Raw genomic sequence first — 15,400 nt, 5'->3', positions numbered from 1 at the left:
CATAGGCGGCAGTCAGTTAGCCCACCTGGCGGGTTGTGGCTGTGCCGATCAGCGGTCCGCGCGGTCTCCTGTGCTTCCATCGCGCCAGGAGGCATAGGACATGGATAACGAGCGACAGCAGGACACCCGCTCCCGGCGCCGCGTACTGGCTGCGGCAGCCCTTGCGCCCGTACTCGCCGGTGTGCCTGCCGGGGCCCGCGCCCTGTCCCCCGGACCGCAGGACCGCGCCCTGGTCGAACCGGTGATGACCAAGCTGGCGGATTGGGCGGACGTGGGCGAGGCTCTCGGCCGACCCGGTGACATAAGGCGGTTCATGTACCACACGGGCTTGCCGCGCCGGGACCTCACAGTCTTCTCCCGCGGCATCCGGATCAATCCCGCGCTCGTCCTGGGCTCGCACGTGTCCTTCGTCCGGTACGCGGACCACAGCACGCTTTTGATGGGCGACGCCGTGGTCACCGAGCGGGAACTGCAGCACTTCAGTGACGTCCTGCAGGAGCACGGGATCATGCAGACCGCCATCCACAAGCACCTGCTCGCCCACGAGCCGGAAGTCTGGTGGGTTCATCTGCATGCCCACGGCCATGATCCGGTCACCGTCGCCCGCGGTCTGCGCGCCGCATTCGACTGCACTGGCACTCCGCCCGCCGAACCCACCACCACCTCCTCGCCGCCCGTCGACCTGAACACCGCCGCGATCGACGCCGCCCTGGGTGTCAAGGGCGCCACCGACGGCGAGATCTACAGGTGCACCTATGTCCGCCGCGAGACCGTCGCCGACGGCCCTGTGATCCTGCCTCCGGGACTGGGTGCCACCACCTCCGTCAGCTTCCAGCCGCTCGGCGGTGGAAGGGCCGCCCTCAGCGGTGACCTGGTCATGATCGCCAAGGAGGTCCAGCCCGTCCTCGTGGCCCTGCGGCGCGGTGGCGTCGAACTCGTCGAGGTGCACCATCACAACCTCACCGACGAACCACGCCTGTTCTTCGTCCACTACTGGGCCGTCGGTGTTGCCGTCAGCCTCGCCAAGGCCATTCGCCGGGCCGTGGACACCACCAACGTCGTGCCCATGCCCGGGGGAGCCGCCTGATGCGGCCACGAGACAAACATCTGCCCGTTCGACTTCAGCGAAGCCCTGGAGTTCAACCCTGCGTCGCGGACCTTATTTGGGCTACTGCTCGAAGTCACTTGTGGGGTGTGGTGAGCTGTGTCTCGTCCGTACGGTCGGGGGCATGGAGCTGACGTTCTACTCCAGTGAGGGCTGGGAGTCCTGGGGGCTGTCGGGGAAACCGACGATTCCCGAGGGGATGGCGTTCCTCGTCGACGATGACCTTCTGTTCGAGGACGGCCGAGGGGTGCGCGCGACGGCGGTGGTTTTGCCGGAAGGGACGGTGCCGTACTGCCCCATGAAGCCGTGGCGAGCTGCTGGTGCTGGTGCTCTCGCGCTTGGCAGCCAGGATGGCTGGACTTCGTCGAAAACGGCGAGGGCTTGAGCGGGGTCCGGGCTCACGAGGCGTTCCAGACCGGCCGTCGTGATCTTCGCCCACCTGCCGGCCCGTGCCCACATCTGGTCCTCGAAGGCGCGGACGGCCTTGTCCAGATCTCCAGGACCGGGGACGGCGGCGATGGACTCGGCGAGTTCTGCGCCTTCCAGCATCGCGAGGTTCGCACCCGCCCCCAATGGGGGGCATCAGGTGGGCGGCGTCGCCCAGCAGCGTCACCCCGGGGACGTGGGCCCAGGTGTGGGACACGGGCAGGACGTAGAGGGGGCGGTGGACGAAAGCGGTGCCGTGGCGGAGGAGGTCGAGGACGGGAGTGGCCCAGCCATCGAACAAAGCCAGCAGGCTTGATCGCACGGCCTCGACGTCGGCCAGGTCCAGGTTCGTGTGCCAGGTCTGAGGTTCCGACTTGTATGGCTGTAGCGGAGCGCGGTCGAGTTGGCCGCTCGTAGCGTCTCCGTAGGACGCCGGATCGGATGGCTCGTGAGGTTCCTGCCGCCTTCCGAGGCTGGCTCTCCGGGGGTGTGCCACCGACCCGGCGTCCGTCTGCGGCCTGACTCAACAGAGGCGTGTCCCGGCCCGTTTGGTTCCGGAAGTCGGAGTGTCGGCCGTGGACGTCCCTGTCGGTCACGCACCTGTTGGGAGCACCGTCCCGTGGTACTGCTCGGAGTTGATCCACACAAGTCCACCCACACCGCTGCCGCTGTGGCCGCCGACAGCCAGCAACAGCTGTCGTCGGTGACGATCCGGTCGAGCCTGTCGGAGTACCGGCGCCTGCTGCGCTGGGCCCGGCAGTGGCCGCAGCGCAGCTGGGCGGTGGAGAACGCCAACGGACTGGGCCGGCACCTGGTCCAGTGGCTGATCGCCCGAGGGGAGCGCGTCATCGACGTCCCCGCCACGGCGACCAGCCGGGTCCGCGAGCTCTCGCGCGGCGGCGGACGCAAGAACGACCAGATCGACGCGGCCGCCGCCGCAACCGTGGCCCACCTGCACGGCGACGGCCGGGAGGTGGAAGCCGAGAACCACTCCACCGCCCTGGCCATGCTCGACGAGCGGCGGGTAAACCTCGCCCAGGCGCGGGTCCGCGCCGTCAACCAGCTGCACGCGCTGCTGCGGGACCTGCTGCCGGGAGGCGCCCCGGAGCAGATGTCCGCCGACCAGGCAGCTGCCCTGCTGCGCACCGTCCGGCCCGCCGGCCCGGTGGAGAAGGTCCGCAAGGGCCTGGCCCGCGACCTCGTGGCCGAGGTCCGCGCGCTCGACAAGCAGTTGGCTGCCAATGCCGCCCACCTCGAGGAGCTCGTGGCCGCTGCGGACAGCACGCTCATGCAAACCCCGGGCATCGGCCCGGTGCTGGCCGCACGGCTGATCGCCCGAGTCGGACGGGCCAGCCGCTTCCCCACCGCCGCGGCGTTCGCGAACTACACCGGCACTGCTCCCGTGGAGATCGCCAGCGCGGACAAGTCCCGCCACCGACTCTCCCGCTCTGGTGACCGGCAGCTCAACTCCGTGCTCCACACCATCGCCGTCGTCCAGATCCGTATGCCCAACTCGCCCGGACACGCCTACTACCAGCGGAAAGTCTCCGAAGGGAAGACCAGCAAGGAGGCCAAGCGCTGCCTGAAGCGTCGCCTGGCCGATCATGTCTGGAAGGTCATGCTCGCCGACGAACGACGAGCCCAATCTCCCGCCGCCACACCTTGACAGGACACAGAGGCACCCCCTGCCGGTCGGACAGCTTGATACTGGGACGGATGGTCCCGGAGGAAGCAGTCACAGGTAGTGAGCGGCAAGAGCAATATGAGTAAGCGGTATACGGCCGAGTTCAAGCGGGACGCGGTCGCCTTGGCGTTGTCCTCGGAGAAGACGGTCACCGAGGTCGCGAGGGATTTGGGTGTGAGTCCGGAAGGGCTGCGGGGGTGGGTGAAGCAGGCGAAGGTCGACCGCGGTGAGGGGCCTGCCGGGGCTTTGACCACTGCGGAGCGTGAGGAGCTGGTCCGGCTGCGGCGGAAGGTTCGCGAGCAGGAGGCCACGATCGAGGTTCTGGGAAAAGCGACCGCCTTCTTCGCTCGGGACAAGATGAGGTAGACACCGTGGCACGGTGTCGTTTCATCGATGCGGAGAAGGCATCGGAGGGTAATCCTGCAGGTCACAGCGTTGCTTTTCTGTGCCGTGTGCTGGGAGTGCCCCGTTCCACCTACTACGCGCACAGAGCGTCACGGCGGGCCCGGACGGTGCGGGAGCGGGCCGAGGAGGTGCTGGTGGGCGAGATCCGGGTGCTTCACGCCGGATCTCGCGGTGCCTACGGGGCCCCGCGGATCCACGCCGCCCTGCGGCGGGCCGGGCGGGTGGTGAACTCCAAGAAGGTCGAGCGGCTGATGCGCAAGCACCGGATCGTCGGGATCACCCGCCGCCGGCGGCGGGGCCTGACCCGGCAGGCGAAGCGGGCGGTGTTCGCGCTCGACCTGATCGGCCGGGACTTCACCGCGCCCCGGCCCGGGATGCGGCTCGTCGGCGACATGACTGAACTCAGCACGCTGGAAGGGACGTTGTATCTGGCGACCTGTATCGATCTCGCGACGCGGGAGGTGGTCGGCTGGGCGATGGCCGACCATCATCGCGCCGAACTGCCGGTCGCCGCCTTGCGGATGGCGGCCGGGCGTGGCGGCCTGGAGCAGGGTTGCGTCATGCATACGGATCGCGGCAGCGAGTACACGAGTGACGAATTCCGCAGCGAAATACGCAAGTTGCGCATGAGGCAGTCGATGGGGCGTGTCGGCTCTTGCTACGATAATGCCGCCGCGGAAAGCTGGTTCGCCATCCTGAAAGCGGAGATCGGGACGACCACCTGGGAGACCCGCGAGGCCGCCCGGGCCGACGTTTTCCGCTACGTCGAGGTCGAGTACAACCGCAGCCGGCTCCGTCGGCACCCCGACTACGGGTACGTCACCCCGCTCGAAACGAGATCCTTGCTCAGGCAGAACCTCGTCCCGGCAGCGTAAACACCCGCTGTCGGGACTGTAAAACGTTCGGCCCTGTCTCGCTTTCGGTGGTGACGGGGCGTCCTGCTATCCGAGGAGGATGCGGTGCCGAAGCAGGGTGAAGCCTGCTCGTCCGTGCATCTGGCGTGCGATCCGTTTGGTCTTGGTGTTGACGCCCTCGGTGGGGCCGTTGCTGTACGGAAGCGCGAGCCCGGCGATCACGGCGTCGACGTCCCGGTCCAGGCCCCGGGTGAAGGAATGTAGATGGGGCAGGTCGGCTGCTCGGACTTGGGCGATCCAGGGCGTGAGCGCGTCGGCGTTGTCGGCGTGCGGCGTAAGGAGTGGGGCGAAGTCCCTGATATTGGTGGCCAGTTGAGTCATCTCGGGGCAGGCGGTGGTGAGCTTGGCCAGGAGCTGGTGCTGCTCGGCCTTGAGATTGTCGGGCCTGGTCAGCAGCATCCGGGCGAGCCTGCGCGGGGAGATATGGCTGCGGTCGGCGTCCGCGCGGCCCTGATTGATGTACTTGTGCAGGAGGTTCAGGCAGCCCGTGAAGCCGAGGGCTTTGATCTCTTCGAAGAGGTGCTTGACGGGGACGCCGGGGTCATCGACTCGGCGTTTGCGCAAGTGCTCGCGGTAGGGGTCGACGAGGTCGGCGCGGTACTTGGGGACGCGGAGCATGCGCTCGGGCCGATCGGCGCGGGCGTAGCGTTTGACGGTGTTCAGGGCCAGTTGGAGACGGCGGGCGCATTCGAGCAAGCCGACGCCCTGGTCGAGCAGTCCGTGGACCTGGTGCCAGCGTTCCAGGGTGGTCCGGGCGCGGGGCCCGTCGTAGATCGGCGCGTCCAGCACGGTAGCCCAACAGGCGCTGTGCGCCATGACCTCGCTTACGAGTTGGTGCGTGATAGCGGGTGAGGTTTCGTGTCACGCAGGTGGCATGATCCGGTTGTGGCGATCATGGTCAATCGGGCGGTGCTGGCGCATCGACTGTTCACGGGGCTCTCCCGGCGTCATCTTGCGTGCCTGGTCGAAGAGTTGGCCGAGCCGTGGCAGGCCGGGGTCGAGGGTCGTCGCCATGCTGTGCGAGGCGGGGCCCGCAAGCGGGCCGAAGGTGCCGGCGCCCGCCATCAGCTGGTGTTCGTCGACCGGTTGGTGGCCACACTCATCCACCTGCGGCACGACCTGCCGCACTCAGTGCTGGGGCTGCTGTTCGGTGTCGACCGTTCCACGGTCACCCGGGCGATCGGAGAGGTGCGCACGCTCTTGGCGGAGCGGGGGTGCGCGGTTCCGGACCGTCCCGGCCCGCGGCTTCGGACTCTGACGGATGTGTTTGCCTACGCCCAGGCCGAAGGTGTCGAGCTGCGTCTGGACGCCACCGAGATCCAGGTCCGCCGGCCACCGGCCGGCCGCGGCGGCCGCCGCGCATTCGTCTCGGGCAAGAAGAAGCAGAACACGATGAAGGCCACCGTGATCGCCGACTGGCGGGGCCGCACGTTATGGACCGATGCCCTACGACCTGGGCGTATGCACGACGCCACTGCCGCCCGCAACGAAGGCATCGCCGTCTGCTTCCGGCACTTCCCCGACGTCGAGGTCCTGTTGGACGACGGCTACCTGGGCCTGAGCCGCGACCACCGCGGGCAAGCGATCACACCGCCGAGAAAACCACGGCCGGGAGCACTGCCCGGAAGAGTCGAACAGTGGGAACACGACCGCCACGGCCACTCCTCCGACCGCATCACCGTCGAACACGCCCTCGCTGATCACAAACGCTGGAAGCAACTGACCCGCTGGACACATCGCCGCGACCGCCTGCCCGACACCTACCGAGCCATCGCCGGCCTCGTCTCCGACCGCAACACCAGCATCTGAAGGCGGCCGTGACCAAGGCAAACACGCCTCACCCGCTATCACGCACCAACTCGTTAGTCCGGAAAAAGGCCACCGCATGATCTCCCGGGGCACAGCCCTTGGCGACCAAGCGGTGGCCGTTACGCTATCTGCCTGCCTGGCTTCGGCTACGACCTATTGGGTCGGATCGTCAGAAGGTGAGGCTCCAGCGCTGGAGATGGCCCGGGTCCCAGGAGCTGTAGATGCCCGGGGTGCCGTCGGTGACGCGCAGCTTCCAGGTGCCGACCTTCGTGACCGCCGAGGCGTCGACCGTGTAGGTCTCGTGCAGCTCGGGCACGGGCTCCCAGCCCGGTCCCCAGGGCTTGACGGGAATGACGGTGCCGTCCGGGCCGATCAGGTCGATGATCATGAAGTTGCTGAACGGGTGGTCGAGGTCGACCGCGACCTTGAGGTCACTCGGGGCATGGCCTGGCTTCCCCTGGACGATCAGCGGGGACTCTGCCTTGCTCTCGAAGGGGATCAGATATGTGCTGGGGTTGACGAAGAAGCGCCCGCCGGATTCAAGCGAGGTCCAGGTGAACGAGAGCTTCCGGGTGTCCCCGACCGCGTTCCTGATGACGATGACCGTCTTGTAGTCGCCGGCCTTCTTGGGCGTGCCGGTGATCAGGCCGGTGGTGTGGTTGATCGACAGGCCGAGGGGGAGCTTCTTGGCGGAGTAGGTCAGCGGCCCCGGCCGGGTGCTGGAGGCGCTGAACTGGCGGCTGACCGGCTGGCCGACAGCCACCGGCTCGGTCGGCGGCGGCTCCACGGCGATGTGGTTGACGAAACGGTTTCCGACGTTGGCGGCCGCCCAGGCGTTGGCAACGGCCTCGTAGGCGTTGCTTTGCGAGCCGTAGAGGTCGGCGGCGGCCTGGAGCGTCGCGGTCCGGGCGCCCGCGTAGTCGCTGGTGCTGGTCATGTAGACGGTGAGAGCGCGGTACACCACGTCGGCTGCGGCGGTCCGTCCGATCCCCGCCACCGGCAGCTTGTCGTATGTGGGGCTGTCGTAGTCCACGCCGTTGATGGTCTTCTGCCCGCTGCCCTCGGCAAGCAGGTAGAAGAAGTGGTCGCCCACCCCGGCCACCATGTGTGGTTCTTGCGACTTCGCCTGCGGCGTCCAGTAGTCCAGGGGCGCGTAGCCGACGGAGCTGATGCCGGCCTTGGAGGGACGGTCCATGTAGCGGATGGGCTTGCCGTCGCCGTGCAGGTTGTCGAGCTCGGCCATCGTGTAGTCGGGCACGTCGTTCGGGTTGTCGGCGTAGAACTCGACGGCGGCGGCCATCATGTCGCTGATCGCCTCGTTGAGGCCCGGAGATTCACCGAAGTCGCCCAGACCGGCTGTGGAGGAGGTGACTCCGTGCGTCATCTCGTGCGCGGCGATGTCCAGGGACGTCACCGGATGCTGGCCGTCCGCGCCGTCGCCGTAGCTCATGCAGAAGCAGCCGTCCTGCCAGTTGGCGTTGGCGAGGGGGACCCCTTGCTGCGATTCGTAGTGGACTCGGGAGGAGCTGCCGCGGCCGTCGTCGGCTATGCCGTTGCGGCCGAAGCGGTCGTTGTAGAAGTCCCACGTCGTTTGCGCGCCGTATGCCGCGTCCACCGCCGCGGTCTGGGGATTCGCCACCGTCCCGTCGCCCCAGACATCGTTGTCAGCAGTGAACAGCACCCCGTTGGAGTTGACGCTCGAGTCGAGTGTCCGGTGGCCACCGTGCTCCGGGTCGATCAGGGCGTAGGTGCCGTCATCCTGGCGAGTGGAGCCGATCGTGACCTGCCCGCTGTAGAGGCTGTTGCCCTGTGCGGACTCGACGTGTTCGGAGTTCTCAAGGGTGGTTCCGCTCGCGGCGTCGGTCACGACGTGACGTTCGCTCGGGGATCCGTCCTGCTGCACGCCGGTGACGACGGTCTCCCAGGCCAGCTTCGGCCGGCCGTCCATCATCCAGACGACCTGTCTAGGGGCCGTGTGCGAACCCGCTCTGCGGGTGCCCTTCGAAGTCGCCTTGCTCAGGGCCGACTTCTTCGCCGCGGCGGCCGGCACCTTGGCCGTGGTCGTCGGCAGGGTCAGCTTCGTCTTGGTTGCGTAGGTGACGGTGCGGGCCCCTTGCCTCTGATGGACCACCAAGTCACCGCCGATCACGGGCAGGCCGGCGTAGGTTCGCTCGTAGCGGGTGTGAACCGTCCCGTCGGCGTCCCGGATCACGTCCTTCGGGATCAGTTTCTCGTGGGGGCCGAGATTCAGTGAACGGGCGGTGTCCGGTGCCGCGTTGGCCGCCTGGTCGAGCAGCTGCCGACGCTGTCCGGGCGACAGGTGAACGGTCCTGGCCTCAGGCCTGGTTGTCGCTTTGACCTGTGGGAGCGCTCCCACTTTCCGAGTGTTCCCGGATGCGTTGGGAGTGGACTCGGCGCCCGCCGAGGCGGGCAGGGCTGAGAACGCAAGTGCTGCGGTCGTGATCACCACGGTCGCGGCCAGACGCCGTCTGCGTCGGTGCGAACCCTGTGGGGACGCAGCCCTGTTGCTGGAGGAATTCAATCCCGGGTCCTTCCGTTCGGCCGTCTGTCGATGTCGACGGCCGTTGATACAAGGAGGCTGGAGGCCACGGTGCCTCCGACTGCGGTTGCAGCGGGAGTGATCATGACAGCAGGAACTGCCTCTGCAAAAGATTCGTATGGATCGTGAACAGATCTTTACCGAAGCGGACTTCGATCATTTTCGATCAGTTTCAGATGTCATGTCAGTCCTGTCTGACGTCCTGGCCGTCAGGTGGCGGCTCGAACAGCCGATTCCCCCGAGCCATGCACGAGCCATCTCAAGGTCTGCCCCGTAATTGCTGGTCAGGGGCGAGATGCTCGTGTCATGACAGGAGTCGTCAGGATGTCGGGCCACCCCGGAAACACCCCCAGCGGCCTCTCTGTTCGGGGGCCTCCACTGCGCGTACGCCACCGGGGCGCGGCAGTGCGACACCTACACGGTCCACAAGCACGCCGTGAGGGCCATCGCCGCCGGGCACCGGATGACACCCACGTTCATGGCCGCCCCCGAAACGGGCATCGGATCCGGACTGCACTTTCACGTCTCCCTCTGGCACGACAACGCACCCGCCTCCCGGATGCCTGTCGGCGCGGATCTCCCCGACGTCCTGCAGCAGTCCATCGCCGGACTCCTCGACGCCCTCCCAGAGATGGCACCCCTCCTCCATGCCCCCTATCCCAACTCCTACAAGCGCTACGCCCCCCACTCCTTCGCACCCGTCAACTACACCTGGGGCTACGACAACCGCACCTGCGCCGTCCGCGTCGCCGGCCGCCGCGAACACACCCGCCTCGAGGTCCGCCTCGCCGGCGCCCACGCCAACCCCTACCTCGCGCTCGCCGCCATCCTCGCCAGCATCTTCCACGGCATCACCAAGCTCGGCGTCCTTGCCATGGACGCCTCACCGGCCGCTCTCGCACTCGCCCGCTGGCAAGGCTCCGGATCGAACCTGCACTACGCCCAGCACGACTTCGACGCTAGGGCGATCCCGCCCAGCCTGCGCCCTGGCACCTTCGACGTGATCATGTGCCGCAACACCCTGCCCTACCTCGACCGGGAACGCTTCCTCGTCGACGCCGCCCGCTGGCTGACGCCCAAGGGCCAACTCCACCTCACCATCCCGGTAACCAGCCCGCACGCCCCGCCACCTCCCCCCTGGGCAAGAGGTCTCACCGTGGAGCAGATCCGCAGCCTCGGGGCGGGCTGGACGCAGCGAACCGACTACCCCCTCGACGCCGGCCACGTCTGCATAGTCCTCAGCGGCCAAGCAGACCCACCGGCGGCATCGACCCCTGCCCGGTGGTCCGGCTGACGTACGTCAGGTCACCGGGCAGGCACCAGCGTCCGGCGCGGGAGCAAACCAACCCATCCAGCTCCCCCGCCGCAGGGAAAGCCCCCGCGCCGGACCCACAATTCCCAGAATCTGGAGGATGCCCTACCCGATCTTCGACAGCGTCGAAGGCGCATATCTGCACTGCTACCACTCGCCACCGCGGAACCCGACGCCCAGATAGGTGCATGCAGAAGCACGCCCCGCGACGTGCTCGGCGTCAGTTCTCCATACAGCCAGGCAGCCTCAGTAGGCGTGCCGAAGTCTGCATGGCCGACGGCGCAGACGATGTTCACCTCGCCACCCCAGACCACCGGCACGGTCGCCCATAACGTGCCGGCGCCGCCCTCGGCGGCGGTCTGGTGCGAGATCTCGGCCCGGCCGCAGGTGGTGTGCGGGTCGGGCGTGCGGGGAGGCGAGTTCGACCGGGTCCTCCAGCAGCTCGACGGTCAGGCCCATCACCGTCGACATCGACGTGATCGACGCCCCCGACCGCATCCCGCGCGCGTGGCGCCGGATCAGGTCCCCGAGCCCGGGGCTCAGGCGCAGCCGGTCGAGCATGTCCATCTCCCGGGCGTCCTCGACGTCGTGGTCCTGCCGGACGTAGTGCAGGGTACGGCACGCCGATCCGGACCAGCTGCTCCGTCGCGGTGCGGCTGTCGGAGCGCGTGCCCAGCCCGTCCGCGACGACCGACATGCTCTCTACCGCCGTGGGCCCGGCCGGGTGCGGATGCGTCTTGCTCCGGCACACTTCGTCGCCGAAGTCGCGCAGCCCCTGAACTTTTTCAGGATGGCCACTGATCGAGTGATGGCTGAGCCGAAGCACGGGCACAGCCCCCCACGACGGCAGGCCATATGGTCAACGCCAATGGCTCCGGCTACAAGCACGGCCTCGACTGCCGGATCGAGACAGCCCGGTTCCGCGAGGAGCATTTCCATGTTCTGCGGGAACCCGATGTCCAGTGGGCGTGACGCTCCTGGCCGACGGATCGTTGAACCGGCCGGAGATCCCCACAGAGCGCAGAGAGACCCCGGGCCGAAGAGGTCTGGGGTCTCGTTCTGTGAACTTGGCGGTGAGGAGGCTCCGCGAACTCAGTCGTCTCCGTGATCAAGGAAGAGCTGGGCCAGCCTGGGAAGGCGGGCATGCATCTCCGAGGCGTTGTCGAAATCGAAGCTCTCGCCCATGTCGGCTGGCTCGTGGTTGGCTCGGGGGCCACAGAACTGGTCGTAGTCGTCGTAGAAGGTGCAGTCGTCCTCGTCTTCGTTGATGCGCTCGTAGGCGTATGAGGCTGCGTAGTTGACGGTTTCGTTGAACAGCGCCTCGTCGCTGCGTTCGGCCGCCGCAGCGATGACGTCCGGATGCTGGGCGAGAACATCGGGTGCAGTAGTGGCACGGTCGTACCACTCTCGGCCCTGGGCGATGAGGCCTGCGCGGAAGTCCATGAAGGCGTCGTCGGAGCAGCCTCCACCGATCAGATAGCCGGCAGCCCACACGTCCCAGCGGTAGATCGCCCCGTGGAGCTGATCGAAGCACTGCTGGTATTCGAGGATCGTCTGCTCCGAGGTCGCCGCGAGCCGCTCGACCAGGGCCGACGCGAACACCTGGCCCGGGTTTCCGGAGGCCAAAGCGGCGTCGGTGCGCGCCGTTTCGATGACGGTCCAGAATTCGTCGATGTTCATGGCCGCACCCTCTCACCTGGCCCTGACAGCCGACTCCAGGGTGCCGGTCGTGGCAGTAGGCATTGAGAGGTCAACGGTTCGCGGAACCCGCCGGTCGATCCGGGCGAGCTTGTCGTCCGCTCCCGCAAGTGTGATCTGGAGCCCTGTCAGCAGCCTGCGCAACTGCAGCGTCCGCACCGGCCGGACCTGGATTCTCGCCATGCCGTGGCCAGCTGCTGGACACCGCACCAGCCTGGCGGGCGGCTGGCAGCCCCGGCCCTATCTCAGCCATGAGTTCGGCAACCTTCGCCACGGACGAGGTGGGTGTTGGCGGGGGCGTTGACATCCGCACAGGTGCTCGCTCTACTCCCGAACAACGCCGGAGCGACGCTCCGCGCCGAGAGGCACGCCCAGCCGGTATGCAGGCCCAGCGCCGCGAGCCCGGACTAACGAGTTGGTGCGTGATAGCGGGTGAGGTTTCGTGTCACGCAGGTGGCATGATCCGGTTGTGGCGATCATGGTCAATCGGGCGGTGCTGGCGCATCGACTGTTCACGGGGCTCTCCCGGCGTCATCTTGCGTGCCTGGTCGAAGAGTTGGCCGAGCCGTGGCAGGCCGGGGTCGAGGGTCGTCGCCATGCTGTGCGAGGCGGGGCCCGCAAGCGGGCCGAAGGTGCCGGCGCCCGCCATCAGCTGGTGTTCGTCGACCGGTTGGTGGCCACACTCATCCACCTGCGGCACGACCTGCCGCACTCGGTGCTGGGGCTGCTGTTCGGTGTCGACCGTTCCACGGTCACCCGGGCGATCGGAGAGGTGCCCACGCTCTTGGCGGAGCGGGGGTGCGCGGTTCCGGACCGTCCCGGCCTGCGGCTTCGGACTCTGACGGATGTGTTTGCCTACGCCCAGGCCGAAGGTGTCGAGCTGCGTCTGGACGCCACCGAGATCCAGGTCCGCCGGCCACCGGCCGGCCGCGGCGGCCGCCGCGCATTCGTCTCGGGCAAGAAGAAGCAGAACACGATGAAGGCCACCGTGATCGCCGACTGGCGGGGCCGCACGTTATGGACCGATGCCCTGCGACCTGGGCGTATGCACGACGCCACTGCCGCCCGCAACGAAGGCATCGCCGTCTGCTTCCGGCACTTCCCCGACGTCGAGGTCCTGTTGGACGACGGCTACCTGGGCCTGAGCCGCGACCACCGCGGGCAAGCGATCACACCGCCGAGAAAACCACGGCCGGGAGCACTGCCCGGAAGAGTCGAACAGTGGGAACACGACCGCCACGGCCACTCCTCCGACCGCATCACCGTCGAACACGCCCTCGCTGATCACAAACGCTGGAAGCAACTGACCCGCTGGACACATCGCCGCGACCGCCTGCCCGACACCTACCGAGCCATCGCCGGCCTCGTCTCCGACCGCAACACCAGCATCTGAAGGCGGCCGTGACCAAGGCAAACACGCCTCACCCGCTATCACGCACCAACTCGTAAGGGCGGCCTACCGCCCGACTCGGCATCCCCCGAGCCGAACTGCCCCCAGCTTCAGCCAGATTGCTGCGACAACCCGGCGGTGAAGGTCTCTCACCTCACTCGATTCCATAGCGCCTCGTGGCGCGCACCCACGCGCTACGACAAGCTTGCGGTCCGCTACGAGGCGACCGTCCTGATCGCTGCGATCAACGAGTGGCTGTGATCGGCACCCGCCGCTAGAGCTCGTAGTCCTGGGCCAGTTCCTCCCAGCGAATGCTGCGCAGCACAAGGTCGGCGTCCTTGCCCGACGGGGCATCCAAGCCGGTCTGGAACCAGACCACGGTGAGAGCGGACCGGTGCAGTGCCGGGTCGAGTTCAGGGGCGACCGCTGTCGAGCGCAAGGCGCCGATGCAGGCCACGGGAGGCAGCACCTCAACGGGGCCGAAGGCGCCGGCAGTCTGGTCCGGGTACTCGCGGGAGGGGGGAACCAGGTGTACCGGCGCGGAGGGAAACGCACGTTCAGCCTGCCGCTGAAGGCTCCTGACCTTCATGTCGTTGATGGGCTTGCATGGGTAGCCCTCCAGCATCCCTCCGTAGGTCGAAGACATTCGCAGCTCGGTGAGCTCGATCGAACGTCCAGATGAGAGGGCTATGTGGCTCAGCGACATGCCGACACCCTACGTGCACGATGCACTTCCGATACACGGCCTAAAAGCGCGTCACCAGGATGCCCGTCCCCGGGAGCGCGGGGCGTCGCAGCGTCCGGGTTCGTCGGCTTCGGGGTGCGCTCGCCGCGCGGGGCGGCGGGGTAGTGCTCGTCGGCGATCCGCGGACTGCCCGGCCCGGCCGAACTACTGGCCGAGGAACGGCTGCGGCTTCACGGTGCCCGAGCAACCGTTCACCGCCGCGTTCGGCGAGACCCGCCGTGTCGGCAAGGACTCCACCATCTCGGTCGAGTCGGTCCGCTACTCGGTCCCGCACCAGCTCGTCGACGAGCGCGTCTGGGTCCGCTTCCACGGCGACGAGCTGATCGTCACCGCGATGACCGCAGGCAGCGCGGCCGAGGTCGCCCGCCACCCGCGCTCGATGTCCGGTGAGTCTCGCGGTGGATCCGGCCGTTCACCTCGGCCATGAAGTCCTCGCAGGCCTCGTGGAGTTCGGCGAAGTCGGCGTACTCGGTTCGCAGGTTGACCGCGGTGGGGACCAGGTCCCGCTTCGCGATTCGGACCGTCGCCTCGGTGCCGCCCTTCGAGGCCGGGTCGGCCGGCATGCACGACCTGACGACGGTGCCGTAGTAGCGGGCGATCGGCACCAGCTCGGGGTTGCGGACCGCGATCCGGGCCACGTGCTCGATCGTGACGGTCTTCTCGTTGTCGGTCAGGCAGTAGGTCGGGACCCCGCCCAGCTGCCGGAACGTCGCGTCCAGGCAGGCCGCCACGGTCGGCAGGGTCTTGTCGAGGACGGGGATGACCACCCGGAAGCGGGACCAGGCCAGCCACGCCCACCACAGGCTGGTGCGTCTGCCGTCGATGCGCGGGCCTTCGCCCCAGTCCCACTGCAGCCACATCGCCGGTTCGGGTATCCAGGGCCGGAAGACCCTGCGGTTCCCGGCCCGGTAGGACTCCTTCGCCGCGGCGACGGCCCGGCGGGTGGTGCGGTCGGTGCCGGTGAAGCCCATCGCGGCGATCTTCTTGTGAACAGCGTCGGCGCCGACCCTGCCGCGGGAGCGTTCGACCAGTTCCTCGACCTTCGGCAGGAAGTCGTCGATCAGCTTCGACCGCACCGCGCGCTCGGTCGGGTCGGCCCCCTGTCCGCGCAGCTGCACGTATCGACGCACGGTGTGGTGGTCGCAACCCGCCAGTTCGGCCGCCTTCCGGTAACTACCGGTGAGGTCGTAGGCCTCAAGAATCTCCATGATCTCCTCATCGCTCTTCACCCCGCCCACTCTGTGTGATGGGCTGGGCGGGTCTGCGGGGAGATCAGCTGTCCGTCACCGGGGAGATTTCATGTCCACCAGCGGGGAGGCCAACTGACCGCCAGCGGGGAGTCTGCCGTGTCC

11 protein-coding genes and 4 pseudogenes are annotated in these 15,400 nt (G+C 67.9%); 9 read left to right on the top strand and 6 right to left on the bottom strand.

The features are described from left to right. Positions 1 to 100 precede the first annotated feature (100 nt). Together HEP85_RS38985 and HEP85_RS38980 are read left to right on the top strand one after the other, a co-directional pair. The gene (locus HEP85_RS38985) at positions 101 to 1,087 is read left to right on the top strand and encodes a DUF1259 domain-containing protein (RefSeq protein WP_168532069.1); all 987 of its coding nucleotides are present in this window, start codon (positions 101 to 103) and stop codon (positions 1,085 to 1,087) included. A gap of 142 nt (positions 1,088 to 1,229) precedes the next feature. Continuing rightward, positions 1,230 to 1,490 (top strand): hypothetical protein, encoded by a 261-nt coding sequence (locus HEP85_RS38980; protein ID WP_168524967.1) that lies wholly within the window; start codon positions 1,230 to 1,232, stop codon positions 1,488 to 1,490. Here HEP85_RS38980 and HEP85_RS38975 read toward each other — a convergent pair. Further along, a pseudogene (locus HEP85_RS38975) lies at positions 1,454 to 1,889 on the bottom strand (FAD-dependent oxidoreductase); the annotation flags it as partial. The gene HEP85_RS38980 and the pseudogene HEP85_RS38975 sit on opposite strands and share 37 nt — an antisense overlap. A 261-nt stretch (positions 1,890 to 2,150) precedes the next feature. Between HEP85_RS38975 and HEP85_RS38970 the strand changes: the two are divergent. The 3 genes from HEP85_RS38970 (at position 2,151) to HEP85_RS38960 (ending at position 4,495) form a co-directional block, all read left to right on the top strand. Further along, positions 2,151 to 3,197 (top strand): IS110 family transposase, encoded by a 1,047-nt coding sequence (locus HEP85_RS38970; RefSeq protein ID WP_168532068.1) that lies wholly within the window; start codon positions 2,151 to 2,153, stop codon positions 3,195 to 3,197. 78 nt (positions 3,198 to 3,275) lie between these two features. Continuing rightward, complete coding sequence (locus HEP85_RS38965) at positions 3,276 to 3,581, top strand: transposase (protein WP_168532067.1); 306 nt, start codon at positions 3,276 to 3,278, stop codon at positions 3,579 to 3,581. A 5-nt stretch (positions 3,582 to 3,586) separates the two neighbouring features. After that, positions 3,587 to 4,495 carry an IS3 family transposase gene (locus tag HEP85_RS38960; protein WP_369658033.1) on the top strand — a complete coding sequence of 303 codons (909 nt, stop codon included), beginning with the start codon at positions 3,587 to 3,589 and terminating at the stop codon, positions 4,493 to 4,495. A 66-nt stretch (positions 4,496 to 4,561) separates the two neighbouring features. Here the strand turns inward: HEP85_RS38960 and HEP85_RS38955 are convergent. Beyond that, positions 4,562 to 5,362 (bottom strand): annotated as a pseudogene (locus HEP85_RS38955) (transposase); the annotation flags it as partial. A 66-nt stretch (positions 5,363 to 5,428) separates the two neighbouring features. Here HEP85_RS38955 and HEP85_RS38950 point away from each other — a divergent pair. Continuing rightward, on the top strand, positions 5,429 to 6,343 hold the full coding sequence (locus tag HEP85_RS38950; protein WP_369658159.1) for a transposase family protein: 915 nt from the start codon (positions 5,429 to 5,431) through the stop codon (positions 6,341 to 6,343). Between the two features lie 169 nt (positions 6,344 to 6,512). Here the strand turns inward: HEP85_RS38950 and HEP85_RS38945 are convergent, their stop codons facing one another. Beyond that, on the bottom strand, positions 6,513 to 8,720 hold the full coding sequence (locus tag HEP85_RS38945; protein ID WP_248002295.1) for a M4 family metallopeptidase: 2,208 nt from the start codon (positions 8,718 to 8,720) through the stop codon (positions 6,513 to 6,515). A 544-nt stretch (positions 8,721 to 9,264) separates the two neighbouring features. Here HEP85_RS38945 and HEP85_RS38940 point away from each other — a divergent pair. Beyond that, positions 9,265 to 10,197, top strand: coding sequence for a methyltransferase domain-containing protein (locus HEP85_RS38940; protein ID WP_168534500.1), 933 nt, complete (start codon positions 9,265 to 9,267; stop codon positions 10,195 to 10,197). 1,110 nt (positions 10,198 to 11,307) lie between these two features. Here the strand turns inward: HEP85_RS38940 and HEP85_RS38935 are convergent. Continuing rightward, positions 11,308 to 11,895: a DUF4240 domain-containing protein gene (locus HEP85_RS38935; RefSeq protein ID WP_168532064.1), complete on the bottom strand. Its 588-nt coding sequence runs from the start codon at positions 11,893 to 11,895 to the stop codon at positions 11,308 to 11,310. 496 nt (positions 11,896 to 12,391) lie between these two features. On the opposite strand from HEP85_RS38935, the gene HEP85_RS38930 reads away from it, so the two are divergent. After that, a complete protein-coding gene (locus tag HEP85_RS38930) occupies positions 12,392 to 13,306 on the top strand; it encodes a transposase family protein (RefSeq protein ID WP_369658158.1) in 915 nt (304 codons plus the stop codon). A gap of 271 nt (positions 13,307 to 13,577) precedes the next feature. On the opposite strand, the gene HEP85_RS38925 is transcribed toward HEP85_RS38930, so the two are convergent. After that, positions 13,578 to 14,009 (bottom strand): hypothetical protein, encoded by a 432-nt coding sequence (locus HEP85_RS38925; RefSeq protein ID WP_168532063.1) that lies wholly within the window; start codon positions 14,007 to 14,009, stop codon positions 13,578 to 13,580. 174 nt (positions 14,010 to 14,183) lie between these two features. Here HEP85_RS38925 and HEP85_RS38920 point away from each other — a divergent pair. Next, positions 14,184 to 14,424, top strand: a pseudogene (locus tag HEP85_RS38920) (IS21 family transposase); the annotation flags it as partial. Positions 14,425 to 14,446: 22 nt separating this feature from the next. On the opposite strand, the pseudogene HEP85_RS38915 reads toward HEP85_RS38920, so the two are convergent. Next, positions 14,447 to 15,277, bottom strand: a pseudogene (locus tag HEP85_RS38915) (IS21 family transposase); the annotation flags it as partial. Positions 15,278 to 15,400 lie beyond the last annotated feature (123 nt).

It is taken from the genome of Streptomyces sp. RPA4-2, from assembly GCF_012273515.2.
Lineage (GTDB): Bacteria > Actinomycetota > Actinomycetes > Streptomycetales > Streptomycetaceae > Streptomyces > Streptomyces kaempferi.
The sequence above is the reverse complement of the archived record's forward strand: the minus strand, read 5'-3'. Positions and strand labels throughout refer to the sequence as shown.

What these genes read in the sequence shown, in the direction of transcription:
- HEP85_RS38980 (WP_168524967.1), top strand. Translation starts at nt 1,230, where the DNA reads ATGGAGCTGACGTTCTACTCCAGTGAGGGCTGGGAGTCCTGGGGGCTG.
- HEP85_RS38985 (WP_168532069.1), top strand. Translation starts at nt 101, where the DNA reads ATGGATAACGAGCGACAGCAGGACACCCGCTCCCGGCGCCGCGTACTG.
- HEP85_RS38925 (WP_168532063.1), bottom strand. Translation starts at nt 14,009, where the DNA reads ATGTCGCTGAGCCACATAGCCCTCTCATCTGGACGTTCGATCGAGCTC.
- HEP85_RS38950 (WP_369658159.1), top strand. Translation starts at nt 5,429, where the DNA reads ATGGTCAATCGGGCGGTGCTGGCGCATCGACTGTTCACGGGGCTCTCC.
- HEP85_RS38935 (WP_168532064.1), bottom strand. Translation starts at nt 11,895, where the DNA reads ATGAACATCGACGAATTCTGGACCGTCATCGAAACGGCGCGCACCGAC.
- HEP85_RS38930 (WP_369658158.1), top strand. Translation starts at nt 12,392, where the DNA reads ATGGTCAATCGGGCGGTGCTGGCGCATCGACTGTTCACGGGGCTCTCC.